The sequence below is a fragment of the Lelliottia sp. 489 genome (genome assembly GCF_050435885.1).
Classification (GTDB): Bacteria; Pseudomonadota; Gammaproteobacteria; order Enterobacterales; family Enterobacteriaceae; genus Enterobacter; species Enterobacter nimipressuralis.
Genome location: NZ_JBNDLC010000002.1, coordinates 538712 through 561697, shown reverse-complemented (window position 1 = coordinate 561697; position 22986 = coordinate 538712). Strand labels below are relative to the sequence as shown.

Genomic DNA, 22986 nt, shown 5'->3' with positions numbered 1-22986 from the left:
ACATTTATGTCTATCCGCGAACTGATTGACCCATCAAACTCCACGCTTATTTTTATTGATCACCAGCCGCAAATGTCGTTTGGTGTGGCGAATATTGACCGCCAACTGCTTAAGAATAATACGGTTGCACTGGCGAAAGCGGGCAAAATATTTGATGTGCCGGTTATCTACACCTCGGTCGAAACTAAAAGTTTTAGCGGTTATATCTGGCCGGAATTACTGGCCGTTCACCCGGATGTGAAACCGATTGAACGCACCTCGATGAACTCCTGGGAAGATGATGCGTTTGTTGCGGCAGTCAAAGCAACGGGCCGCAAAAAACTCATCATCTCGGCCCTGTGGACCGAAGTGTGCCTGACCTTCCCGGCGCTGATGGCGCTGGATGAGGGCTTCGAAGTCTATGTGGTAACTGACACCTCGGGCGGCACTTCCGTCGATGCTCATGAGCGTGCTATCGACCGTATGGTGCAGGCCGGTGCCGTTCCGGTGACCTGGCAGCAGGTACTGCTGGAGTACCAGCGCGACTGGTCTCGCAAAGAGACTTACGACGCGGTAATGGATCTGGTGCGTGAGCACAGCGGAGCGTACGGGATGGGCGTCGATTATGCCTATACCCTGGTTCACGGCGCGCCTGAGCGTAAAGCGTAAATCCCTCCCGGCGGGTTGATTGAACCCGCCATTTTCATCAGACCTGGATACTCTCATGGCGCAAAATTCACATGTGACGCTGGTGATCACCCATACCCTGCTGGCCGGACAGACGGCGCGATACGAACAGTGGCTGGGCAAAATCATGCCCGTGGCCGCAGAATTTCCCGGACACCTCGGCGCGAACGTGATTCGCCCGACGGAAGGGCAAGATCTGTGGACGGTCATTATCCGCTTCGACACCCTCGAACACCTCTATGCCTGGACGCAGTCCGATACCCGTTCAGTGCTGGTCAAAGAGATTGAACCGCTGCTGGCCGAAGGGGATAAAACGGAAGTGCGCACCGAGGCCGCGTTCTGGTTTACGCCGCCGGAGACGCATGTGCGCAAGCCGAAACAGTGGAAACAGTTTCTGATGACGCTGATGGTGATTTTCCCCAGCACGCTCGTCGTACCGCAATTGACCGGCGCGCTGCTTCCAGGCCTGAAAGGGTCTTTATTCCTGCATTTGCTTAACGATGCTTGTGTGGTCGCGCTGGTGGTCTGGTTGTGGATGCCCATGGTGACCCGCCTGTTCGCCGGATGGCTGAAAAAAGCCTGATCCGGCTCAAAGGAGTACGTTATGTCTCAAACTGCCACACTGATCTTAACCAAAGGTCAGATCCATACCCTTGATCGTGAAAATCCGCTCGCTGAGGCGGTGGCCATTGCCAACGGCAAGATCCTCGCCACCGGCAATCACGACCGGGTGATGAGTTACGCCACCGAAGGGACGCAAATTGTCGATCTGAAAGGGAGCACGGTGATCCCCGGTCTCAACGATTCGCACCTGCACCTGATTCGCGGCGGGCTGAACTACAACCTTGAGCTGCGCTGGGAAGGCGTGCCGTCGCTGGCCGATGCCCTGCGGATGCTGAAAGAGCAGGCCGATCGCACCCCGACGCCACAGTGGGTGCGCGTGGTGGGCGGCTGGAGCGAATTCCAGTTTGCCGAACGGCGGATGCCGACGATCCAGGAGCTGAACGACGCGGCACCGGACACACCGGTGTTTGTGCTGCATCTCTACGATCGCGCGCTGCTGAACCGCGCAGCGCTTAAAGCGGTCGGCTACACCAAAGAGACGCCAAACCCGCCGGGCGGTGAAATCGTCCGTGATAATAACGGCAACCCCACCGGGATGCTGATCGCCAAACCGAACGCGATGATCCTCTATTCCACGCTGGCGAAAGGGCCAAAACTGCCGCTGGAACAGCAGGTGAATTCGACGCGCCAGTTTATGCGTGAGCTTAACCGCTTAGGGTTAACCAGCGCGATTGATGCGGGTGGCGGCTTCCAGAATTACCCGGAAGATTACGAAATCATCGAAGAGCTGCACGCCAAAGAGCAGATGACGATTCGCATCGCCTATAACCTCTTTACCCAGCGGCCAAAGCAGGAGCTGGAAGATTTCGAACGCTGGACCGATATGCTCAAACCGGGACAAGGCACCGATTTCTATCGCGCCAACGGGGCGGGGGAAATGCTGGTCTTCTCGGCGGCGGATTTTGAAGATTTCCTGCAGCCGCGCCCGGATCTGCCTGAGGGGATGGAAGACGAGCTGGAGCGCGTGGTGCGTCATCTGGTGGAGCAGCGCTGGCCTTTCCGTCTTCACGCCACGTACGACGAATCTATCAGCCGGATGCTGGACGTGTTCGAAAAGGTGAACCGCGACATACCGTTTAACGGCCTGCACTGGTTCTTCGATCACGCGGAAACCATCACCGAGCGTAACATCGAGCGCGTAAAAGCGCTGGGCGGCGGGATTGCGGTACAGCATCGCATGGCGTTCCAGGGCGAGTATTTTGTCGATCGTTACGGCAAAGAGGCGGTGAAACACACGCCGCCGGTCGCGAAAATGCTGGAGCTGGACGTGCCTGTGGGCTTAGGCACCGACGCCACCCGTGTGGCGAGCTATAACCCGTGGACGGCGCTGTACTGGCTGGTCTCCGGTCGCACCGTGGGCGGGCTGTCGATGTATGACGACAGTAACCGACTGCCGCGTGATATCGCACTGGAATTGTGGACGGCAGGCAGCGCGTGGTTCTCCAGCGAGCAGGGTAAGAAAGGCCGCATCGTGGCAGGGCAGCTTGCGGATCTGGTGGTTCTGTCGAAAGACTACTTCAGCGTGCCGGAAGAGGAGATCAAAGGCATCGAGTCGGTTCTGACGGTAGTGGATGGCAAAGTGGTGTACGCCGCCGGACAGTTTAGTCCGCTGTCGCCGCCGCCGATCCCGGTTCTGCCGGAGTGGTCGCCAGTGGTGAAAGTGCCGGGGCATTACCGCTCAGCGCCGCCAGTGGCCTCAAATGTCGGAGCCGTTGTGCAGATGCATCAGTGCATCGGCAGCTGCGGAGTGCATGGGCACCAGCACGGTATTGCACGCCAGTCGGGTATTCCGGTATCGGATGACCAGGCTTTCTGGGGCGTACTGGGCTGCTCGTGTTTCGCGTTTTAACCTGATGATGAGGCCGGGTAGGGCGAAGGTCACTCCCGGCGCAGGTAGCAGAGAAAACAAAAAGGCTCGCCTAAGCGAGCCTTTTTTATCATCCGTGCCGATTACAGGCTGGAGACGTTTTCAGTCAGGTATTTAGCCACGCCGTCTGGAGACGCGTTCATGCCTTCTTTACCTTTTTCCCACTGAGCCGGGCACACTTCGCCGTGCTCTTCGTGGAACTGCAGCGCGTCAACCATACGCAGCATTTCGTCGATGTTACGACCCAGTGGCAGATCGTTCACTACCTGGTGACGCACGATGCCGTTCGCGTCGATCAGGAAGGAGCCGCGCAGTGCAACGCCAGCGTCCGGATGTTCGATACCGTACGCCTGCTGGATTTCGCGTTTGATGTCCGCAACCATTGCGTATTTCACTGCACCGATGCCGCCTTTGTCGACAGGGGTGTTACGCCATGCGTTGTGTACAAATTCGGAGTCGAAGGAAACACCCACAACTTCAACGCCACGTTTCTGGAACTCTTCGTAACGTTTGTCGAATGCGATCAGTTCAGACGGGCAAACGAAAGTGAAGTCCATTGGCCAGAAGAACAGAACGGTAGGTTTACCGTTGGTGTGCTGTTTGAAATTGAAGTTTTCAACGATCTCACCGTTGCCGAGAACGGCTGCAGCTGTAAAATCCGGAGCCGGACGAGTGACCAGAACCATGTGATTCTCCTGTAGTAACTAAGGTTATTTGGAACGCAACGCGGGCCAGTATAGAGAGTGTTCAGCATTAAGACAAAGAGGCGCTGACAATCGTTCAGCCAGTTTTTACCTATCAATCACACTTCTATTAAAGTTGTTTGTTTTTCGCCTGCGCCATCATGCGCGGATAAAACTGCCAGAAACGGGTCTCCAGCGCGTCGTAATGGGTATCCAGATCCTGCCAGGAGTCGCGCAGGGCATCCAGCCGTGGACGGCGGCTCGCCATACCGTTCAGCACGCGCTGAATAAATTCCATCTCGCTGTAACGCTCAAGCCAGCGTTCGGACCACAGATAGTCGTTCAGATTGACAAAGCGCGGCGGCGAGTCGGGCAGAATTAGCGCCACCTGCGAATGGGCATAGCGTACAAATTCCGGCAGCGGCAGCTCGGGTGAGAGTTGTGACCAGTGGCGCGAGAGAAAATGATCCCACATCACATCCAGCGTAATCGGCGCCACGCGGCGGGTTTCTGGGCGAAACCACGTCTTCGCCTCTGTCACTTCCGGCAGGTTATCGGTCAACACATCGATGCGACGATGCATGAAAATACCCTCCACCACCTCCTCGGAATAGTCGTCTGCCGGGTTGCCGCGAACAAAATCGGCCAGCAAATTGCCCGAAAGTGAGCTGTCGGCGAGGTGGGCGAGGTGCAGGTGTGCGAGAAAATTCATGCGTTTTGGTATCCGGATACGGCTAGTTGTTGCAGCAAAGAGGTGTGAGCACTAGACTAAGCCGCCTGTTTTTAAGTCACGAGTATAAGTCATGCGCGTCGCCGATTTCTCCTTTGAATTACCTGAATCCCTGATTGCCCACTATCCGCAGCCGGAGCGCAGTGGTTGCCGCTTGCTGTCGCTGGACGGGCCAACGGGCGCGCTGACGCACGGTACTTTCACCGATCTGCTCGATAAGCTCAACCCTGGCGATCTGCTGGTTTTTAACAATACCCGCGTGATCCCGGCGCGTCTGTTTGGCCGCAAAGCCAGCGGCGGCAAGATTGAAGTGCTGGTCGAACGTATGCTCGATGACAAACGTATTCTGGCACATATTCGCGCCTCCAAAGCGCCGAAGCCGGGCGCTGAGCTGCTGCTGGGTGATGACGAAAGCATCAACGCCACCATGACGGCCCGTCACGGCGCGCTGTTTGAAGTCGAGTTTAACGACGAACGCCCGGTGCTGGATATTCTGAACGCCATCGGCCACATGCCGCTGCCGCCGTACATCGACCGCCCGGACGAAGACGCCGACCGCGAGCTGTACCAGACGGTCTACAGCGAAAAACCCGGCGCCGTTGCTGCACCGACTGCCGGTTTGCATTTTGATGAACCGCTGTTGGAAAAACTGCGCGAGAAAGGCATCGAGATGGCGTTTGTCACGCTGCACGTCGGCGCGGGGACGTTCCAGCCGGTGCGCGTGGATTCTATCGAAGACCACATCATGCACTCCGAATACGCGGAAGTGCCGCAAGAGGTGGTCGACGCTGTGCTCGCCGCCAAAGCGCGCAACAACCGCGTGATTGCGGTCGGCACGACCTCCGTTCGTTCGCTGGAAAGCGCGGCGCAGGCGGCCAAAACCGACCTGATTGAGCCATTCTTTGGCGACACGCAAATCTTTATTTACCCAGGCTATCAATACAAAGTGATCGATGCGCTGGTGACGAACTTCCATCTGCCTGAATCGACTTTGATTATGCTGGTGTCGGCGTTTGCCGGTTATCAGCATACAATGAACGCCTATAAGGCTGCGGTAGAACAAAATTATCGCTTTTTTAGCTACGGGGACGCGATGTTTATCACGTACAATCCGCAGGCTTTGAATGAGCGTGTCGGGGACTGATTCCGCGACACCGTATGAAAACGTCGGACTGTTTTTCTGACGCTGGAGAAAAAATGAAATTTGAACTCGATACCACCGACGGACGCGCGCGCCGTGGCCGCCTGGTGTTTGATCGCGGCGTGGTTGAAACGCCAGCCTTTATGCCAGTGGGCACCTACGGCACCGTAAAAGGGATGACGCCGGAAGAAGTTGAAGCGACCGGCGCACAGATTATCCTCGGTAACACCTTCCACCTGTGGCTGCGCCCAGGCCAGGAAGTAATGAAACTGCACGGCGATCTGCATGATTTCATGCAGTGGAAAGGTCCAATCCTGACCGACTCCGGCGGTTTCCAGGTGTTCAGCCTGGGTGATATCCGTAAAATCACCGAACAAGGCGTACACTTCCGTAACCCGATTAACGGCGATCCGATCTTCCTCGATCCTGAAAAATCCATGGAAATTCAGTACGATCTCGGCTCTGACATCGTGATGATCTTCGACGAATGCACGCCATACCCTGCAGACTGGGATTACGCGAAGCGTTCAATGGAGATGTCTCTGCGTTGGGCGAAGCGTAGCCGTGACCGTTTTGACGGGCTGGAAAACAAAAATGCGCTGTTCGGGATTATTCAGGGCAGCGTTTACGAAGATTTACGCGATATCTCTGTTAAAGGTCTGGTAGAGATAGGTTTTGATGGCTACGCTGTCGGCGGTTTGGCTGTGGGTGAGCCGAAGGAAGACATGCACCGTATTCTGGAGCATGTTTGCCCGCAAATCCCTGCGGATAAACCGCGATACCTGATGGGCGTGGGTAAACCAGAAGATCTGGTTGAAGGTGTGCGCCGCGGCATCGATATGTTCGACTGCGTCATGCCAACCCGCAACGCGCGTAACGGACACCTGTTTGTTACTGACGGTGTGGTGAAAATCCGTAACGCGAAGCATAAAAATGACACCAGCACGCTGGATGCTGAGTGTGATTGTTATACCTGTCGTCACTATTCTCGCGCATATTTGTATCATCTTGATCGTTGCAATGAGATTTTAGGCGCGCGTCTCAATACCATTCATAACCTTCGTTATTATCAGCGCTTAATGGCTGGTTTACGTAAGGCTATCGAAGAGGGTAAATTAGAGAGCTTCGTGACTGATTTTTACCAACGCCAGGGTCGTGATGTTCCACCTTTGAACGTTGACTAATTTAATAATGAGGGAATTTGAATGAGCTTTTTTATTTCTGATGCGGTAGCAGCAACAGGCGCTCCGTCGCAGGGCAGCCCGATGTCTCTGATTCTGATGCTGGTGGTGTTTGGTCTGATCTTCTACTTCATGATCCTGCGCCCACAGCAGAAACGTACCAAAGAACACAAAAACCTGATGAACTCCATCGCAAAAGGCGATGAAGTGCTGACCAATGGCGGTCTGGTGGGTCGTGTGACGAAAGTGGCTGAAACTGGCTACATCTCTATCGCACTGAACGACACCACTGAAGTGGTTATCAAACGTGACTTCGTTGCTGCCGTACTGCCGAAAGGCACGATGAAGGCGCTGTAATCCAACTTTTCCCAAAGGGAACTGCCGTGTTAAACCGTTATCCTTTGTGGAAGTACATCATGCTGGTCGTCGTGATTATCGTCGGCCTGCTGTACGCACTTCCCAACCTGTATGGTGAGGATCCGGCCGTTCAAATCACTGGCGCGCGCGGTGTCGCCGCCAGTGAGCAAACGCTGATCCAGGTCCAGAAAACGTTACAAGAAGAAAAAATTACCGCTAAGTCTGTGGCACTGGAAGAGGGCGCAATTCTTGCTCGCTTCGACACCACCGACACGCAGCTCCGCGCACGTGAAGCGCTGATGGGCGTGCTGGGTGACAAATATGTCGTGGCGTTAAACCTTGCTCCTGCAACCCCGCGTTGGTTAGCCTCCATCAATGCAGAGCCGATGAAACTCGGTCTTGATCTGCGTGGCGGCGTTCACTTCCTGATGGAAGTGGATATGGATACCGCGCTCGGCAAGCTGCAGGAACAGAACATTGATAGCCTGCGCAGCGATCTGCGTGAAAAAAGCATTCCTTACACCACTGTGCGTAAGGAAGATAACTACGGTCTGAGCATCACCTTCCGTGACGCAACGGCTCGCGATCAGGCGGTCGATTATCTGGCTGCACGTCATCGCGATCTGGTGATTTCACGCCAGGGTAGCAATCAGCTGCGTGCCGTCATGACCGATACGCGTCTGAGCGAAGCGCGCGAATACGCGGTTCAGCAAAACATCAATATCCTGCGTAACCGTGTGAACCAGCTGGGTGTTGCTGAGCCACTGGTACAGCGTCAGGGTGCTGACCGTATCGTGGTTGAGCTGCCAGGTATCCAGGATACCGCGCGCGCCAAAGAGATTTTGGGTGCGACAGCCACACTGGAATTCCGCCTGGTGAACACCAACGTGGATCAATCCGCTGCGGCATCGGGTCGTGTTCCGGGTGACTCCGAAGTGAAACAGACACGTGAAGGTCAGCCGGTTGTGCTGTACAAACGCGTGATTCTGACCGGTGATCACATCACCGATTCCACTTCGAACCAGGATGAATACAACCAGCCGCAGGTTAACATCTCGCTTGATAGCGCGGGTGGTAACATCATGTCCAACTTCACGAAAGATAACATCGGTAAACCGATGGCGACTCTGTTCGTGGAGTATAAAGACAGCGGTAAGAAAGATGCCAACGGTCGTGCGGTTCTGGTGAAAGAGGAAGAGGTGATTAACATCGCCAACATCCAGTCTCGCCTGGGCAACAGCTTCCGTATTACGGGCATCAACAACCCGAACGAAGCGCGTCAGCTCTCTCTGCTGCTGCGTGCCGGTGCGTTGATTGCGCCGATTCAGATTGTTGAAGAGCGTACTATCGGTCCAACGCTGGGTATGCAAAACATCACTCAGGGTCTGGAAGCCTGTCTGGCCGGTCTGGCGGTTTCAATCATCTTCATGCTCTTCTTCTATAAGAAGTTTGGCCTGATTGCGACTACCGCGCTGATTGCAAACCTGGTGCTGATCATCGGTATCATGTCCTTGCTGCCAGGGGCGACGCTGACCATGCCGGGTATTGCGGGTATCGTTCTAACCCTTGCGGTGGCGGTTGACGCCAACGTATTGATAAACGAGCGTATTAAAGAAGAACTGAGCAACGGTCGCTCCGTACAACAAGCGATCGATGAAGGCTATAAAGGCGCATTCAGCTCCATCTTCGATGCGAACGTGACAACACTGATTAAGGTTCTGATCCTGTATGCAGTGGGTACTGGCGCGATCAAAGGCTTTGCTATCACCACCGGTATCGGTGTGGCAACGTCAATGTTTACCGCTATTGTCGGCACCCGTGCCATCGTGAACCTGCTGTATGGCGGCAAGCGCGTCAAAAAGCTGTCTATCTGAGGAGTGCGTTGTGGCACAGGAATATACTGTTGAACAATTGAACCATGGCCGTAAAGTCTGGGACTTTATGCGCTGGGACTACTGGGCCTTCGGCATTTCAGGTTTTCTCCTGATTGTGTCTATCGCCATTATCGGTGTCCGTGGTTTTAACTGGGGTCTCGATTTCACCGGTGGTACGGTGATCGAAATTACCCTCGAAAAACCGGCTGATATGGACCAGATGCGTCTGGCGCTGCAGAAAGCGGGCTTCGAAGAGCCGCAGCTGCAGAACTTCGGCAGCAGCCGCGACATCATGGTGCGTATGCCTCCGGTTCACGATGCCAATGGCAGCCAGGAGCTGGGCAGCAAAGTCGTTAACGTGATTAACGAAGCGACCAGCCAGGATGCCACGGTTAAACGTATCGAATTTGTCGGCCCAAGCGTCGGGGCAGATCTGGCGCAGAATGGTGCTCTGGCACTGCTGGCCGCGCTGATCTCGATTCTGGTGTACGTTGGTTTCCGTTTCGAATGGCGTCTGGCGGCCGGTGTGGTTATCGCACTGGCGCACGACGTGGTTATCACCATGGGTGTGTTGTCTCTGTTCCATATTGAGGTTGACCTGACCATCGTGGCCTCGTTGATGTCGGTTATCGGTTACTCACTGAACGACAGCATCGTGGTATCTGACCGTATTCGTGAGAACTTCCGTAAGATCCGTCGCGGTACGCCGTACGAAATCTTTAACGTTTCTCTGACCCAAACGCTGCACCGTACGTTGATCACATCCGGGACAACCTTGATGGTTATCCTGATGCTGTTCCTCTTTGGTGGCCCGATTCTGGAAGGCTTCTCGCTGACCATGCTGATCGGTGTCTCCATCGGTACGGCGTCTTCTATATACGTCGCCTCCGCGCTGGCGTTGAAACTGGGCATGAAGCGTGAGCATCTGCTGCAGCAGAAAGTTGAAAAGGAAGGGGCGGATCAGCCGTCCATCCTGCCGTAACGGCAACAGCAATCTGATAACGGAATCCCGGTCGCAAGGCCGGGATTTTTTTATTACAGCTATCTCAAATTTGGTTACTCTCGCATTGTGAATCGCAATGACATGGAGTAATGCCGATGGTCACCCTTTCTTCCATTCCCCAGCCTGCCGTCTGGCATGGCGTGCCTTCCGTAACGTTGAGCGACGAAACCCTGCGTCAGCGAAAAGCCAATGTACTGAGCAAGATGCAACAGCACGGGCTGGACGCACTGATTGTCTACGCGGATAAAGAGCACGGCGGTAACTTCGAATATCTGACCGGGTTTATTCCCCGCTTTGAAGAGGCGCTACTGGTGCTGCAGGCTTCGGGGGAGGCGGTGCTGGTGCTGGGCAATGAAAACCTGAAGCTGGCCGCCCATGCACGGCTCACAAACCGGGTGATTCATGTTCCTTGGTTTTCGCTACCCAATCAGCCGATGGATAACAAAAAACCGCTGCCGGCACTGCTGAAGGAAGCGGGCGTAACGGCAGGTAAAACGCTTGGGCTTGCGGGGTGGAAGCTGTTTACCGGCTCGGGCGACGATGCGCATCAGATGTTTGATTTACCCGCTTTTATTGTCGATGCCATTCGCCTGGCGGGAGAGGGGACGGCGCAGCTGCGCAATGCCACGGGCATTTTTATCGATCCTGACGGCGGCGCGCGTACGGTCAACAACGCCAACGAACTGGCGCACTACGAATATGGTGCGAATCTGGCCTCAACGGCGATCCTCACGGCGCTAAATGCCATCGCACCCGGTAAAACCGAAAAACAGATCGCATCGCTGCTGGCGGCAGAAGGCCAGCCGAATAATGTCGTCACCATCGCTGCGACGGGCGATCGCTTTGCCTGGGCTAACCTTTATCCCGGTGACAAAGTTATTCAGCGCGGTGATAAATTTTCCCTCACCACCAGCTACAAAGGCGGGCTGACCAGCAGAGCGGCGTATGTCGTGGCAAATTCGTCGGAGCTTGCACCCGACGTCGCAGACTATCTCGAGGTGGTGGCGAAACCCTATTTTTGCGCGGTCGTCGCCTGGCTTGAACATCTGCACATCGGGATGAAAGGCGGCGAGATGTATGACGTAATCGAGCGGGTATTACCAAAAGCCGAGTATCACTGGCACCTGAATCCGGGGCATCTGGTGGCGGATGAAGAGTGGCTCTGTTCGCCCATTGGTCCCGGTTCGGCCGCGACCTTGAAAAGTGGAATGCTCCTGCAAATCGACATCATTCCGTCGAGAGCGGGATACGCCGGGGCAAGCATTGAAGATACCGTTGCGCTGGCGAATGTCATGCTGCGTCAGACGCTGGCAAGTGACTACCCCGCGCTCTGGCAGCGCATTGTGGCGCGTCGGGCATACATTGCCGAGCACATCGGAATCAGGCTGCCGGATGAGGTGCTGCCGATGTCCAACACCGTCGGCTATTTACGTCCGTGGCTGCTGGATCAGGGCCGGGCGCTGGTCTGTAAATAACAAAAAAGCCAGCATTGCGCTGGCTTTTTGATGCCGGATGGCGGTTCGCTAATCCGGCCTGCGGCAGGATTAGAAGTTGTAACCTACAACCAGGTAACCACCCCAACCGGTAGAACGTACGCTGAAATCACCGTTACCGAAGTTCAGGCTCGCGTCGTCGTTCCACTGGCCACCGTTGTGCCAGTAACGAGCAACCACGGAGTAGTGCCAGTGATCGTAGTTCAGCGCCAGGATGTGGCTGGAGGCGATGGAGTCGTTGGTACGCGCTTTCTTACCGTTCAGGTCACGGAAGTCGTTGTCGCCCAGGTCTGAACCCCAGTCAAAGTTGGTGAAACCGATATAGCTCAGGTTACCGCCCCACAGCTGGGTGATCGGTACAAAGTATTTCACTTTGAAACGGTAGCCATCCCACTCGTTTTCGTTCGCGGCACCGTAGTTCTGCCACTGGTATTTGGCATACACGTTCATGGACAGGCTCATCGGCAGACCGGTGTCGATGTCAGTACCCAGACCCATGTACCAGGTGCTCTGACGGCCCGATGCGTTGCGGCCCATGTCGTAGATGTAGTTGTTCGCGACATACCACTCTTTGAACGGACCAAAGCTCAGGTCTGCGCCCGTCAGCTTGTCGATAGAGAAGCGCGGTTCGATTTCCATGAACAGCGGAGAACCGTGGTTCCAGATACCTTTCGCATCGGTGTTACCACCGAAGAAGACCGGTGCATCGGCGTAACCGTAGAAATCAAACCAGTCTTTCTTGGCGAAAGCTTCGTACTCCAGATAAGTATCGTTGCGGATCTGAGGTCCGAAGCGGGTGTGGTAGCTACCAACCACGTTAACGCTCTGATGCCACCAGTCGGAAACATATTCAGGTTTTGAATTTTCAGCTGCGTTGACAGCGAAAGCGGAAGACAGTGCCAGAACTGCACCGGCTGCTAGTAATGTTTTTTTCATAATCATGCCACTGATTGAAAATCCCTTTCGGGATGTGAAAGATGCGCGAATTGCGTTTCTAAATATTTCGTGTTTCTGCGGAGCCTATTATAGGAATCCCTGCTCACAAAAATATGTGTTGTTTCACATATCTCTCATGCGCGTAATCGATTGCGTTCACGTTTGCGTACTTTAAACGGCGGGGATTGTAACGGCAATCATTTATCTTGCCAATGTTTCGGAATGTAAGAGAGAGCGGAACGCGGTAAACGTTCCGCTAAAGAGTGTTACTGGGCGGCAGGCTGAATATCGTGGATACGGATGAAACCTAACTGCTCTGGCGTGGTGCCGTTTAACTGCAGTGGGATATCGACATCGCTCGGTGCGAGCACGCTGGCAGGAGAGGTAATTAACTGGTTTTGCACGTTAACTTCCTGATAGCTTTCGGTCGTTCCCTGTAGCTGGCCCCATTCGACCGTGCCGCTAAAGGCTGGCAGCGGATCGTTGGACTGGCCCTGGATACGCAGGGTGGCGCGTGTGCCATTGGCGTTAGGTGCCACATTGACCAGCGACATGCGCAGCGTACCAATTTGACTTTTCAACAGTGCAGGCGTGTTGGCGCCCGGCAACAGATAAACGCCGCTACTGGATTTCGCATTCAGGGCATTTTGCTGCGTGATTTTAACCGTTTCCTGGTTCAGCTTAGTCATCGCCGTGTTGAGCGTATTAACGCTCTGTTTCATCTGGCGAACTTCGCTTTGCTGTGCGCAGGCGCTAAGGGTGAAGAGACTTCCCACCACGAGAATTCTTAGGTAACGTCTTGTCATTGCGTTTAATTCCTTGAAATAACGGATGTCCTAATGGTAGCCAGTAACTCGCCGTCAGGTATAGATCCTTTGTCTCAAAAGCGCTCTTCCTTTGTTGTCGGCCCAGTTCAGGGTAAAATAGAGTTCAGTTAACCAGATAGCCAGGACACCGTATGCATTGCCCATTCTGTTCCGCTGTGGATACCAAAGTAATCGACTCCCGTCTTGTAGGTGAAGGCTCCTCTGTCCGTCGTCGTCGGCAGTGTCTGGTCTGCAACGAACGTTTCACCACCTTCGAAGTGGCAGAGCTGGTGATGCCGCGCGTGGTGAAAAGTAACGATGTACGTGAGCCATTTAACGAAGAGAAACTGCGCAGAGGGATGCTAAAAGCACTGGAAAAACGGCCAGTCAGCGCAGATGACGTCGAAATGGCGCTTAATCACATTAAATCGCATCTGCGTGGCACCGGCGAGCGCGAAGTGCCGAGCAAGATGATCGGCAACCTGGTGATGGAGCAGCTCAAAAAGCTCGATAAAGTGGCTTACATCCGCTTTGCTTCCGTCTATCGCAGCTTCGAAGACATCAAAGAGTTCGGCGAAGAGATCGCCCGCCTACAGGATTAAACCCATGCAGGATGAGATTTACATGGCGCGAGCGATGAAACTCGCTCAGCGCGGACGCTTCACCACCCATCCCAATCCGAACGTGGGCTGCGTGATTGTCAAAGACGGCGTTGTTGTGGGCGAGGGTTTTCATTATCGCGCCGGTGAGCCGCATGCTGAAGTGCATGCGTTACGCATGGCGGGCGAAAAGGCCTGTGGCGCAACGGCCTATGTGACTCTTGAACCCTGCAGCCATCATGGCCGCACGCCGCCGTGCTGCGAAGCATTAATTGCCGCAGGCGTGGCGCGCGTGGTGACCTCCATGCAGGACCCGAACCCGAAGGTGGCGGGGCGCGGTCTTTATCGCCTGCAGCAGGAAGGCATCGACGTCAGCCACGGGCTGATGATGAACGATGCTGAAGCGCTGAATAAGGGGTTTCTCAAGCGGATGCGGACCGGCTTCCCCTACATTCAGCTGAAGCTGGGCGCCTCTCTTGACGGTCGCACGGCGATGGCCAGCGGTGAAAGCCAGTGGATCACCTCCCCGCAGGCAAGGCGCGATGTGCAACGTCTGCGCGCGCAAAGCCATGCTATTCTCACCAGCAGTGAGACGGTGCTGGCAGACGATCCGGCGATGACCGTGCGCTGGGAAGAGCTTGATGCCGATACCCGGGCGCTCTATCCCGAGGAAAATCTGCGCCAGCCTCTGCGTATTGTGCTGGATCGTCAGAATCGCCTGACGCCCGAACACCGTATCGTGCAGCAGCCGGGTGAAACCTGGATTGCACGTACGCAAGAAGACAGTCGTGAATGGCCGGACGCGGTCCGCAGCATTATGGTGCCGGAGCATCACGGTCATATCGATTTAGTGGTGCTGATGATGCTGCTGGGTAAACAGCAGGTGAACAGCATCTGGGTTGAAGCCGGACCTACGCTTGCCGGTGCGTTATTGCAGGCAGGGCTTGTGGATGAACTGATTGTCTACGTTGCGCCTAAACTGTTAGGTACCGATGCGCGTGGCCTGTTTGTACTGCCCGGCCTTGAAAAACTGGCCGATGCGCCGCAACTCAAATTCAGCGAAATTCGGCAGGTTGGCCCCGACGTGTGCCTGCATTTAATCCCTGCGTGAGGCTTTCTGAAATAGAGAAGCAGTGCGCGAAGTATTATGATAAAATCCGCCCCCCTGCGGGGCCAAATGAACCCGTAAAGGAAGAGTATGAATATTATTGAAGCTGCTGTTGCTACCCCGGACGCTCGCGTCGCCATCACTATTGCGCGTTTCAACAACTTCATCAACGAAAGCCTGCTGGACGGTGCGATTGACGCCCTGAAACGTATTGGCCAGGTTAAAGATGACAATATTACCGTTGTTTGGGTTCCAGGTGCCTACGAACTGCCGTTGGCAGCGGGCGCTTTGGCGAAAACCGGTAAATACGACGCGGTGATTGCGCTGGGTACGGTGATTCGTGGCGGTACTGCTCACTTCGAATACGTTGCGGGTGGTGCAAGCAATGGTCTGGCGCACGTGGCACAGGATGCTGAAATTCCTGTCGCATTCGGCGTACTGACTACTGAAAGTATTGAACAAGCCATCGAACGCGCTGGCACCAAAGCCGGTAACAAAGGTGCAGAAGCTGCACTGACCGCGCTTGAAATGATCAACGTATTGAAAGCCATTAAGGCCTGATTTTTTTGTAAGGGGAATTCCGTGAAACCTGCTGCTCGTCGCCGCGCCCGTGAGTGTGCCGTCCAGGCGCTCTACTCCTGGCAGTTGTCCCAGAACGACATCGCTGATGTTGAATACCAGTTCCTGGCGGAACAAGACGTCAAAGACGTTGACGTCCTGTACTTCCGTGAACTGCTGTCGGGAGTGGCGACTAATAGCGCGTATCTCGACGGTCTGATGAAGCCGTACCTGTCCCGTTTGCTTGAAGAGCTGGGCCAGGTTGAGAAAGCAGTGCTGCGCATTGCGCTGTTTGAGCTGTCTAAACGTCAGGATGTGCCATACAAAGTGGCCATCAATGAAGCTATCGAACTGGCAAAAACCTTCGGTGCTGAAGACAGCCACAAATTTGTGAATGGCGTGCTGGATAAAGCCGCACCTGCGATCCGTCCCCACAAAAAGTGATCCGCAAACCGGAGTTTCGCACTGCCGCCTGGCTGTGCGGCTCCGGTTTTTTTATTTTTATTTGCTGAGGCATAACGTATGGCATGCGGCGAATTCTCCCTGATTGCCCGTTATTTTGACCGCGTTCGTAGCTCCCGTCTTGATGTTGAAACGGGCATTGGCGACGACTGCGCACTTCTCAATATTCCAGAAAAACAGACCCTGGCAATCAGCACCGACACCTTAGTGTGTGGGCGCCATTTCCTTACGGATATCGATCCGGCCGATTTGGCCTACAAAGCGCTGGCGGTGAACGTAAGCGATCTGGCGGCAATGGGCGCCGATCCGGCGTGGCTGACGCTGGCTCTTACCTTGCCGAGCGTCGATGAAGCCTGGCTTGAAGCCTTCAGCGACGCGCTGTTTGAACAACTGAATTATTACGATATGCAGCTGATTGGCGGTGATACCACGGCCGGTCCGCTGTCGATGACGCTGGCGATCCACGGCTATGTGCCAGTCGGACGCGCGCTGAAACGCTCGGGCGCGAAGCCGGGCGACTGGATTTATGTCACCGGTACGCCAGGCGACAGCGCGGCGGGGCTGGCGATTTTGCAGGATCGTTTAACCGTGAACGACGCCGATGACGCCGCGTATCTGGTGAAACGCCACCTGCGCCCGACGCCGCGCATTCTGCACGGCCAGGCACTGCGCGAGCGTGCCAGCTCGGCGATCGATCTGTCTGACGGTTTGATTTCCGATCTCGGACACATTCTTAAGGCAAGTGGCGTCGGGGCGCGAGTCGATCTCGATACCTTCCCGCTGTCAGAGCAGATGCGTAAACACGTCGAGCCTGAGCAGGCGCTGCGCTGGGCGCTGTCCGGTGGTGAAGATTACGAACTCTGCTTTACCGTCCCGGAGCTGAACCGCGGTACGTTGGATGTTGCTCTGGGCAATCTCGGCGCGCCGTTTACCTGTATCGGGCAGATTTTGCCTGAGAGCGAGGGGATGCAGTTTGTGCAAAACGGCACCCCTGTGACACTTGAGTGGAAAGGGTACGATCACTTCGCGTGATGTCGAGCGGTTTGCTGCCGGGTCGCGCTGGGCTTCCCGGCTGATAAAATCACACGCATTGCAGGCCGGGTAAGGCGAAGCCGCCGCCCGGCTTTTTTTATTTAAATCCGACGATCGGATGTTGCTGATAGGGTATTTCCAGCTCGGCAATCTGCTCCGGCGTCAGCGTCAAATCGACCGCATTTAACAACTCATCCAGCTGTTCTTCCCGCGACGTGCCGATAATCGGTGCCGCCACTCCGCGTTTGCTCAGAAGCCACGCCAGCGCCACCTGCGCGCGGGTAGCGCCCGTCTCCTCGGCGATACCGGCCAGACGTTCGGCGATCAGCGCATCGCTCGCCTGGGTATCGTTATACAGATTTTTACCCACTTCATCGGAAACGGAGCGCGCGGTGGTTTCTCCCCATGGACGGGTTAAACGACCGCGTGCCAGCGGACTCCAGGGGATCACCGCCACGCCTTCCTGATAGCACAGCGGCAGCATGTCGCGCTCTTCTTCGCGATAGATCAGATTGTAGTGATCCTGCATAGTGACGAATCGCGCCCAGCCGTGCTGCTTCTGAAGATCCAGCGCTTCGGCAAACTGCGAGGCGTGCATTGACGACGCACCGATGTAGCGCGCTTTACCCGCTTTTACCACGTCGTCCAGCGCTTCAAGGGTCTCTTCTATCGGGGTATTGTAGTCCCAACGGTGGATTTGCAGCAGATCGACATAATCCATGTTCAGGCGCTTCAGGCTGGCATCAATCGAACGCAGGATTTGCGCGCGGGACAGCCCTTCAGTTAAATCGCCTGAGGGATAGTAAACCTTGGTGGCAACCACCACTTCGTCGCGACGGGTAAAATCCCGCAGCGCGCGGCCCACAATTTCTTCGCTGCTGCCGTCGGAATAGCTGTTTGCCGTATCGAAGAAGTTAATGCCGCCGTCGAGGGCGTGTTTGATGATCAGGCGGCTGCTCTCTTCCGGCAGCGTCCAGGCATGGTTTCCCCGTTGAGGTTCGCCAAATGTCATACAGCCCAGACAAAGACGGGAAACCTTAAGATCTGTTTTTCCTAACGTGTTGTATTGCATGCTTCCACTCCTGCTGATTGCTTAAAATACTATCTTTAAGCATAGCAGGAGGGAAAAGAGGGGAGATGTTACGCCAGCCAGCTGCGGATTTTAGCTTCAATTCCGGCAGCATCCAGGCCAATCGCCGCGCGGGCTTCGTCCTGGGTTCCTTGCGGAATAAAGTAGTCTGGCAGGCCGAGATTCAGCACCGGAACTGGCTTGCGATGTGCCATCAGCACTTCGTTCACGCCGCTGCCTGCGCCGCCCATAATGGCGTTCTCTTCCAGGGTGACCAGCGAATCGTGACGCGCCGCCATCTCCAGAATTAACGTTTCATCCAGCGGTTTGACAAAGCGCATATCCACCAGGGTCGCATTGAGCGATTCCGCGACTTTCGCCGCCTCAGGCATCAATGTACCGAAGTTGAGGATCGCCAGTTTTTCGCCGTGACGTTTAACGATGCCTTTCCCGATAGGTAATTTCGCCAGCGGTTCCAGCTCGACGCCCACGGCGTTGCCACGCGGATAGCGCACTGCGCTTGGGCCGTCCTGATAGTGATAGCCGGTAAAGAGCATCTGACGGCATTCGTTCTCGTCGCTTGGCGTCATCACGACCATATCCGGGATACAGCGCAGGAAGGAGAGATCAAACGCCCCCTGGTGCGTCTGTCCGTCGGCGCCGACGATACCTGCACGATCGATAGCAAACAGCACCGGCAGCTTCTGAATAGCGACGTCGTGGATCACCTGATCGTAGGCGCGCTGCAGGAAAGTCGAGTAGATAGCCACAATCGGTTTATAACCGCCAATTGCCAGACCGGCTGCGAACGTCACCGCATGCTGTTCGGCAATCGCCACGTCAAAATATTGGCCCGGGAATTTTTTGGAGAACTCCACCATGCCGGAGCCTTCACGCATGGCAGGCGTCACGGCCATCAGCTTGTTGTCTTTGGCCGCTGTTTCGCACAGCCAGTCGCCGAAAATTTTCGAATAGCTTGGCATCCCGCCGCTGCTTTTTGGCAGACAGCCGCTGGTCGGATCGAATTTAGGCACGGCATGGAAGGTGATCGGGTCTTTTTCCGCGGGCTCGTAGCCACGCCCTTTTTTAGTCATGATGTGCAGGAACTGCGGGCCTTTCAGGTCGCGCATGTTCTTGAGCGTAGAGACCAGACCCAGCACGTCATGTCCGTCCACCGGGCCAATGTAGTTAAAGCCCAGCTCTTCAAACAGGGTGCCGGGAACCACCATGCCTTTGATGTGCTCTTCGGTGCGTTTCAGCAGCTCTTTGATCGGTGGCACGCCGGAGAAGACTTTTTTACCGCCTTCACGCAGGGTGGAGTAGAGTTTGCCGGAGAGCAGTTGCGCCAGGTGGTTGTTGAGCGCACCGACGTTTTCTGAAATCGACATTTCATTGTCGTTAAGGATCACCAGCATATCGGGCATGATATCGCCCGCGTGGTTCATCGCCTCAAACGCCATACCCGCCGTGATCGCGCCATCGCCAATCACGCAGACGGTGCGGCGCTGTTTGTTCTCTTTTTCCGCCGCCACGGCAATGCCGATACCCGCAGAAATTGATGTGGAGGAGTGACCGACGCTTAAGACGTCGTACTCGCTCTCACCGCGCCAGGGGAACGGATGCAGCCCGCCTTTCTGGCGGATCGTACCAATTTTATCGCGACGGCCAGTGAGAATTTTGTGCGGATAAGCCTGATGACCGACATCCCAGATCAGCTGGTCAAACGGGGTGTTGTAGACGTAGTGCAGCGCAACGGTCAGCTCCACCGTGCCAAGCCCGGAGGCGAAATGTCCGCTGGAACGACTCACGCTGTCGAGCAGGTAACGACGCAGTTCGTCGCTCAGCTTCGGCAGGCTCTCTTTCGGCAACAGACGTAACTCCTGGGTGGAGTCAACCAACGCCAGTGTCGGGTATTTGGCAATATCAAAACTCATCAAAGGCTCATCGAGATTTAGTATGTTTATTTATCACGCTGGATTATATAGTCCGCTAGCGCTTCCAGTGCCGAGGTATCAAGCGATTGTGCGGCCAGCAGATTCAGCGACTGGCGGGCATCATCGATCAGGTCCCGGGCTTTACGTTGGGCTTGCTCAAGGCCCAGCAGGGCGGGGTAGGTACTTTTGCCAAGCTGCTGGTCTGCACCCTGACGTTTTCCCAATATTGCAGTATCGCCCACCACATCCAGAATGTCATCCTGAACCTGGAAAGCCAGACCGATACTTTCGGCGTATCTGTCCAGAACGGGCAGGGCTTTACGCCCCTGTTCACCCGCGCTCAGCGCGCCCAGACGAACGGCTGCACGGATCAGCGCACCTGTTTTATGACGGTGGATGCGCTCAAGCTGTTCCAGATTAACCTGACGACCTTCCGCTTCCAGATCCAGCGCCTGACCACCGCACATACCAGCGATGCCGCTGGCCATCGCCAGCTCAGAAACCATCGCCAGACGGTCACGGTCGGCCACTTCAACCATCGGCGCATCGCTCAGAATAGAGAACGCCAGCGTCTGCAGAGCATCACCGGCCAGAATGGCATTGGCTTCGCCAAACTTGATATGGCAGGTCGGCTGGCCGCGACGTAAATCATCGTCGTCCATCGCCGGTAAATCATCGTGGATCAGCGAGTAGGCATGAATGCACTCAACGGCGGCCGCTGGTGCATCCAGCGTATCATTGCTGATGCCGAACATATTGCCCGTAGCATAGACGAGGAACGGGCGCAGACGCTTTCCACCTAAGAGTGCGCCATAGTGCATGGCTTCAACCAGTGGAGTGTTCTGAAAAGGCTGTGGTTCAATAAAACGACGCAGCGCGTCGTTGGCACGTTCCACACATTCCTGAAGCGCTTTGGCGAAATCCATTTACTCAGCGTCCGGTGTAAAAGGGGTTGTGGCGGCGTCTTCGCTATCGGACAGCAGAATTTGCACACGCTGTTCGGCCTGCTGCAATTTAACCTGCCCCTGGCGCGCAAGCTGCACGCCGCGTTCGAATTCATTGAGCGCGTCTTCCAGCGGCAGGTCGCCACTTTCCAGACGAGTCACAATTTGCTCCAGCTCACTCAGCGCAGTTTCGAAACTGGCTGGTGCGTCATTTTTCTTCGGCATAGTGAATGTAGACTCTCATATTTTCAGCCCAGTCATGGTAGCGGACTCGGGCGGATAAGCAAATAACGCGCAATGTGCACAGGAGCACCGCTATAGTGGTATACTTCCGCGCCTGGATGCAGCCACGGGTGTGGGCTGCTGTACTCTTTTCCATCACAAGCCTTTACGGGCTTGCCAACGAAACATTGCCGCCATGAAGTTTATCATTAAATTGTTCCCGGAAATCACCATCAAAAGCCAATCTGTGCGTTTGCGCTTTATTAAAATTCTGACCGGAAACATTCGTAACGTTTTAAAAAATTATGACGAAACCCTTGCCGTGGTTCGTCACTGGGATCACGTCGAAGTGCGCGCCAAGGACGAAAACAAGCGTCTGGATATTCGCGATGCGCTGACCCGCATTCCCGGGATTCACCATATTCTGGAAGTTGAGGACGTTCCCTTTACCTCACTGCACAATATTTTTGAACTGTCGCTGGCCCAGTACCGCGATCAGATCGAAGGCAAAACCTTCTGCGTGCGCGTAAAGCGTCGTGGTAAACATGAATTCAGCTCGATCGAAGCCGAACGTTATGTTGGCGGCGGTCTGAACCAGCACGTTGAAACGGCGCGTGTGAAGCTGACCAACCCGGAAGTGACCGTCAATCTGGAGATCGAAAACGATCGTCTGCTGCTGGTCAAAGGCCGCTACGAAGGGATTGGCGGGTATCCGATTGGGACGCAAGAAGATGTGCTGTCCCTGATTTCCGGTGGTTTCGATTCTGGCGTCTCCAGCTACATGCTGATGCGTCGCGGCTGCCGCGTGCATTACTGCTTCTTTAACCTGGGCGGTGCGGCGCACGAGATCGGCGTTCGTCAGGTCGCGCATTATCTGTGGAACCGTTTTGGCAGTTCCCACCGCGTGCGTTTTGTGGCGATCAACTTTGAGCCTGTGGTCGGCGAAATCCTTGAAAAAGTGGACGACGGCCAGATGGGTGTGGTGCTGAAACGCATGATGATGCGTGCGGCGTCGAAAGTGGCCGAGCGCTACGGCGTGCAGGCGCTGGTAACAGGCGAAGCCCTGGGCCAGGTCTCCAGCCAGACCCTCACCAACCTGCGTCTGATCGATAACGTCTCGGATACGCTGATCCTCCGTCCGCTGATCTCCCACGACAAAGAGCACATCATCGATCTGGCGCGCAAAATCGGTACGGAAGATTTTGCCCGTACCATGCCGGAATACTGCGGTGTGATTTCGAAAAGCCCGACCGTGAAAGCGGTGAAGGCGAAGATCGAAGCGGAAGAGCAAAACTTCGATTTCGAGATCCTCGAAAAAGTGGTTGCTGAAGCAACGAACGTTGATATCCGTGAAATTGCGCAGCAGACCGATCAGGACGTGGTGGAAGTAGAAACCGTAAGCGGATTCAGCGCCAACGACGTGATCGTGGATATCCGCGCTATCGACGAGCAGGATGCCAGCCCGCTGAGCGTGGAGGGCGTTGAAGTTGTCTCTCTGCCGTTCTACAAGCTGAGCACCAAGTTTGGCGATCTGGAGAAGGATAAAACCTATCTCCTGTGGTGCGAGCGTGGCGTGATGAGCCGCCTGCAGGCGCTCTACCTGCGCGAGCAGGGCTTCACCAATGTGAAGGTATATCGCCCGTAAGCAATGCCCTTCGGGGCGCGCTGCACGAACAGGCCGGGTAAGGCGAAGCCGC

23 protein-coding genes are annotated in these 22986 nt (G+C 55.4%); 15 read left to right on the top strand and 8 right to left on the bottom strand.

Annotated elements, in window-relative coordinates:
• The first annotated feature begins 6 nt into the window (after positions 1-6).
• From ABIE11_RS10670 to ABIE11_RS10660, 3 genes are read left to right on the top strand one after another with little or no spacing between them, the layout of a single operon-like run.
• Positions 7-648, top strand: coding sequence for a hydrolase (locus tag ABIE11_RS10670; RefSeq protein ID WP_100777438.1), 642 nt, complete (start codon positions 7-9; stop codon positions 646-648).
• A 55-nt stretch (positions 649-703) separates the two neighbouring features.
• Positions 704-1249 carry an antibiotic biosynthesis monooxygenase gene (locus tag ABIE11_RS10665; protein ID WP_429184469.1) on the top strand — a complete coding sequence of 182 codons (546 nt, stop codon included), beginning with the start codon at positions 704-706 and terminating at the stop codon, positions 1247-1249.
• A gap of 21 nt (positions 1250-1270) precedes the next feature.
• Positions 1271-3139, top strand: coding sequence for an amidohydrolase (locus ABIE11_RS10660; RefSeq protein WP_100777436.1), 1869 nt, complete (start codon positions 1271-1273; stop codon positions 3137-3139).
• Between the two features lie 101 nt (positions 3140-3240).
• Here ABIE11_RS10660 and ABIE11_RS10655 read toward each other — a convergent pair whose 3' ends face one another.
• Complete coding sequence (locus ABIE11_RS10655; protein WP_100777435.1) at positions 3241-3843, bottom strand: peroxiredoxin; 603 nt, start codon at positions 3841-3843, stop codon at positions 3241-3243.
• A 127-nt stretch (positions 3844-3970) separates the two neighbouring features.
• The gene (acpH, locus tag ABIE11_RS10650) at positions 3971-4552 is read right to left on the bottom strand and encodes an ACP phosphodiesterase (RefSeq protein ID WP_429184468.1); all 582 of its coding nucleotides are present in this window, start codon (positions 4550-4552) and stop codon (positions 3971-3973) included.
• A 91-nt stretch (positions 4553-4643) separates the two neighbouring features.
• Here acpH and queA point away from each other — a divergent pair, with 91 nt between their 5' ends.
• From queA to ABIE11_RS10620, 6 genes are all read left to right on the top strand, one after another.
• A complete protein-coding gene (gene queA, locus ABIE11_RS10645) occupies positions 4644-5714 on the top strand; it encodes a tRNA preQ1(34) S-adenosylmethionine ribosyltransferase-isomerase QueA (RefSeq protein ID WP_123429390.1) in 1071 nt (356 codons plus the stop codon).
• 53 nt (positions 5715-5767) lie between these two features.
• Complete coding sequence (gene tgt / locus ABIE11_RS10640; RefSeq protein ID WP_100777432.1) at positions 5768-6895, top strand: tRNA guanosine(34) transglycosylase Tgt; 1128 nt, start codon at positions 5768-5770, stop codon at positions 6893-6895.
• A gap of 21 nt (positions 6896-6916) precedes the next feature.
• Positions 6917-7249, top strand: a complete 333-nt coding sequence (yajC, locus tag ABIE11_RS10635) for a preprotein translocase subunit YajC (RefSeq protein WP_064325012.1) — start codon at positions 6917-6919, stop codon at positions 7247-7249.
• Positions 7250-7275: 26 nt separating this feature from the next.
• Complete coding sequence (gene secD, locus ABIE11_RS10630; RefSeq protein ID WP_100777431.1) at positions 7276-9123, top strand: protein translocase subunit SecD; 1848 nt, start codon at positions 7276-7278, stop codon at positions 9121-9123.
• Positions 9124-9133: 10 nt separating this feature from the next.
• The gene (gene secF / locus ABIE11_RS10625) at positions 9134-10105 is read left to right on the top strand and encodes a protein translocase subunit SecF (RefSeq protein ID WP_100777430.1); all 972 of its coding nucleotides are present in this window, start codon (positions 9134-9136) and stop codon (positions 10103-10105) included.
• 110 nt (positions 10106-10215) lie between these two features.
• Positions 10216-11601: a M24 family metallopeptidase gene (locus tag ABIE11_RS10620; protein WP_429184467.1), complete on the top strand. Its 1386-nt coding sequence runs from the start codon at positions 10216-10218 to the stop codon at positions 11599-11601.
• A 69-nt stretch (positions 11602-11670) separates the two neighbouring features.
• On the opposite strand, the gene ABIE11_RS10615 is transcribed toward ABIE11_RS10620, so the two are convergent.
• On the bottom strand, positions 11671-12555 hold the full coding sequence (locus ABIE11_RS10615) for a nucleoside-specific channel-forming protein Tsx (RefSeq protein ID WP_123429442.1): 885 nt from the start codon (positions 12553-12555) through the stop codon (positions 11671-11673).
• 266 nt (positions 12556-12821) lie between these two features.
• Positions 12822-13361, bottom strand: coding sequence for a DUF3251 domain-containing protein (locus ABIE11_RS10610; protein WP_429184466.1), 540 nt, complete (start codon positions 13359-13361; stop codon positions 12822-12824).
• Between the two features lie 152 nt (positions 13362-13513).
• On the opposite strand from ABIE11_RS10610, the gene nrdR reads away from it, so the two are divergent.
• The 5 genes from nrdR (at position 13514) to thiL (ending at position 17120) form a co-directional block, all read left to right on the top strand.
• Entirely contained in the window at positions 13514-13963 is a 450-nt protein-coding gene (gene nrdR, locus ABIE11_RS10605) for a transcriptional regulator NrdR (protein WP_064325018.1), read from the top strand.
• Positions 13964-13967: 4 nt separating this feature from the next.
• A complete protein-coding gene (gene ribD / locus ABIE11_RS10600; protein WP_429184465.1) occupies positions 13968-15071 on the top strand; it encodes a bifunctional diaminohydroxyphosphoribosylaminopyrimidine deaminase/5-amino-6-(5-phosphoribosylamino)uracil reductase RibD in 1104 nt (367 codons plus the stop codon).
• A gap of 87 nt (positions 15072-15158) precedes the next feature.
• Positions 15159-15629 carry a 6,7-dimethyl-8-ribityllumazine synthase gene (ribH, locus tag ABIE11_RS10595; protein WP_100777426.1) on the top strand — a complete coding sequence of 157 codons (471 nt, stop codon included), beginning with the start codon at positions 15159-15161 and terminating at the stop codon, positions 15627-15629.
• A 21-nt stretch (positions 15630-15650) separates the two neighbouring features.
• Complete coding sequence (gene nusB / locus ABIE11_RS10590; protein WP_100777425.1) at positions 15651-16070, top strand: transcription antitermination factor NusB; 420 nt, start codon at positions 15651-15653, stop codon at positions 16068-16070.
• Positions 16071-16148: 78 nt separating this feature from the next.
• A complete protein-coding gene (thiL, locus tag ABIE11_RS10585; protein ID WP_429184464.1) occupies positions 16149-17120 on the top strand; it encodes a thiamine-phosphate kinase in 972 nt (323 codons plus the stop codon).
• A 97-nt stretch (positions 17121-17217) separates the two neighbouring features.
• Here thiL and ABIE11_RS10580 read toward each other — a convergent pair whose 3' ends face one another.
• The 4 genes from ABIE11_RS10580 to xseB all read right to left on the bottom strand — a co-directional run bounded on the left by ABIE11_RS10580 (position 17218) and on the right by xseB (position 21292).
• On the bottom strand, positions 17218-18192 hold the full coding sequence (locus ABIE11_RS10580; RefSeq protein ID WP_429184463.1) for an aldo/keto reductase: 975 nt from the start codon (positions 18190-18192) through the stop codon (positions 17218-17220).
• A 68-nt stretch (positions 18193-18260) separates the two neighbouring features.
• Positions 18261-20123, bottom strand: a complete 1863-nt coding sequence (gene dxs / locus ABIE11_RS10575) for a 1-deoxy-D-xylulose-5-phosphate synthase (protein ID WP_129035473.1) — start codon at positions 20121-20123, stop codon at positions 18261-18263.
• Between the two features lie 26 nt (positions 20124-20149).
• Positions 20150-21049 carry a (2E,6E)-farnesyl diphosphate synthase gene (gene ispA / locus ABIE11_RS10570; protein ID WP_102104303.1) on the bottom strand — a complete coding sequence of 300 codons (900 nt, stop codon included), beginning with the start codon at positions 21047-21049 and terminating at the stop codon, positions 20150-20152.
• A complete protein-coding gene (gene xseB, locus ABIE11_RS10565) occupies positions 21050-21292 on the bottom strand; it encodes an exodeoxyribonuclease VII small subunit (RefSeq protein WP_100777420.1) in 243 nt (80 codons plus the stop codon).
• A gap of 193 nt (positions 21293-21485) precedes the next feature.
• Between xseB and thiI the strand changes: the two genes are divergently transcribed.
• Complete coding sequence (gene thiI / locus ABIE11_RS10560; protein WP_102104302.1) at positions 21486-22934, top strand: tRNA uracil 4-sulfurtransferase ThiI; 1449 nt, start codon at positions 21486-21488, stop codon at positions 22932-22934.
• The last annotated feature ends 52 nt before the right edge of the window (positions 22935-22986 follow it).

What these genes read in the sequence shown, in the direction of transcription:
- ABIE11_RS10670 (WP_100777438.1), top strand. Translation starts at nt 7, where the DNA reads ATGTCTATCCGCGAACTGATTGACCCATCAAACTCCACGCTTATTTTT.
- ABIE11_RS10665 (WP_429184469.1), top strand. Translation starts at nt 704, where the DNA reads ATGGCGCAAAATTCACATGTGACGCTGGTGATCACCCATACCCTGCTG.
- ABIE11_RS10660 (WP_100777436.1), top strand. Translation starts at nt 1,271, where the DNA reads ATGTCTCAAACTGCCACACTGATCTTAACCAAAGGTCAGATCCATACC.
- ABIE11_RS10655 (WP_100777435.1), bottom strand. Translation starts at nt 3,843, where the DNA reads ATGGTTCTGGTCACTCGTCCGGCTCCGGATTTTACAGCTGCAGCCGTT.
- acpH (WP_429184468.1), bottom strand. Translation starts at nt 4,552, where the DNA reads ATGAATTTTCTCGCACACCTGCACCTCGCCCACCTCGCCGACAGCTCA.
- queA (WP_123429390.1), top strand. Translation starts at nt 4,644, where the DNA reads ATGCGCGTCGCCGATTTCTCCTTTGAATTACCTGAATCCCTGATTGCC.
- tgt (WP_100777432.1), top strand. Translation starts at nt 5,768, where the DNA reads ATGAAATTTGAACTCGATACCACCGACGGACGCGCGCGCCGTGGCCGC.
- yajC (WP_064325012.1), top strand. Translation starts at nt 6,917, where the DNA reads ATGAGCTTTTTTATTTCTGATGCGGTAGCAGCAACAGGCGCTCCGTCG.
- ABIE11_RS10620 (WP_429184467.1), top strand. Translation starts at nt 10,216, where the DNA reads ATGCCGATGGTCACCCTTTCTTCCATTCCCCAGCCTGCCGTCTGGCAT.
- ABIE11_RS10615 (WP_123429442.1), bottom strand. Translation starts at nt 12,555, where the DNA reads ATGAAAAAAACATTACTAGCAGCCGGTGCAGTTCTGGCACTGTCTTCC.
- ABIE11_RS10610 (WP_429184466.1), bottom strand. Translation starts at nt 13,361, where the DNA reads ATGACAAGACGTTACCTAAGAATTCTCGTGGTGGGAAGTCTCTTCACC.
- nrdR (WP_064325018.1), top strand. Translation starts at nt 13,514, where the DNA reads ATGCATTGCCCATTCTGTTCCGCTGTGGATACCAAAGTAATCGACTCC.
- ribD (WP_429184465.1), top strand. Translation starts at nt 13,968, where the DNA reads ATGCAGGATGAGATTTACATGGCGCGAGCGATGAAACTCGCTCAGCGC.
- ribH (WP_100777426.1), top strand. Translation starts at nt 15,159, where the DNA reads ATGAATATTATTGAAGCTGCTGTTGCTACCCCGGACGCTCGCGTCGCC.
- thiL (WP_429184464.1), top strand. Translation starts at nt 16,149, where the DNA reads ATGGCATGCGGCGAATTCTCCCTGATTGCCCGTTATTTTGACCGCGTT.
- ABIE11_RS10580 (WP_429184463.1), bottom strand. Translation starts at nt 18,192, where the DNA reads ATGCAATACAACACGTTAGGAAAAACAGATCTTAAGGTTTCCCGTCTT.
- dxs (WP_129035473.1), bottom strand. Translation starts at nt 20,123, where the DNA reads ATGAGTTTTGATATTGCCAAATACCCGACACTGGCGTTGGTTGACTCC.
- ispA (WP_102104303.1), bottom strand. Translation starts at nt 21,049, where the DNA reads ATGGATTTCGCCAAAGCGCTTCAGGAATGTGTGGAACGTGCCAACGAC.
- xseB (WP_100777420.1), bottom strand. Translation starts at nt 21,292, where the DNA reads ATGCCGAAGAAAAATGACGCACCAGCCAGTTTCGAAACTGCGCTGAGT.
- thiI (WP_102104302.1), top strand. Translation starts at nt 21,486, where the DNA reads ATGAAGTTTATCATTAAATTGTTCCCGGAAATCACCATCAAAAGCCAA.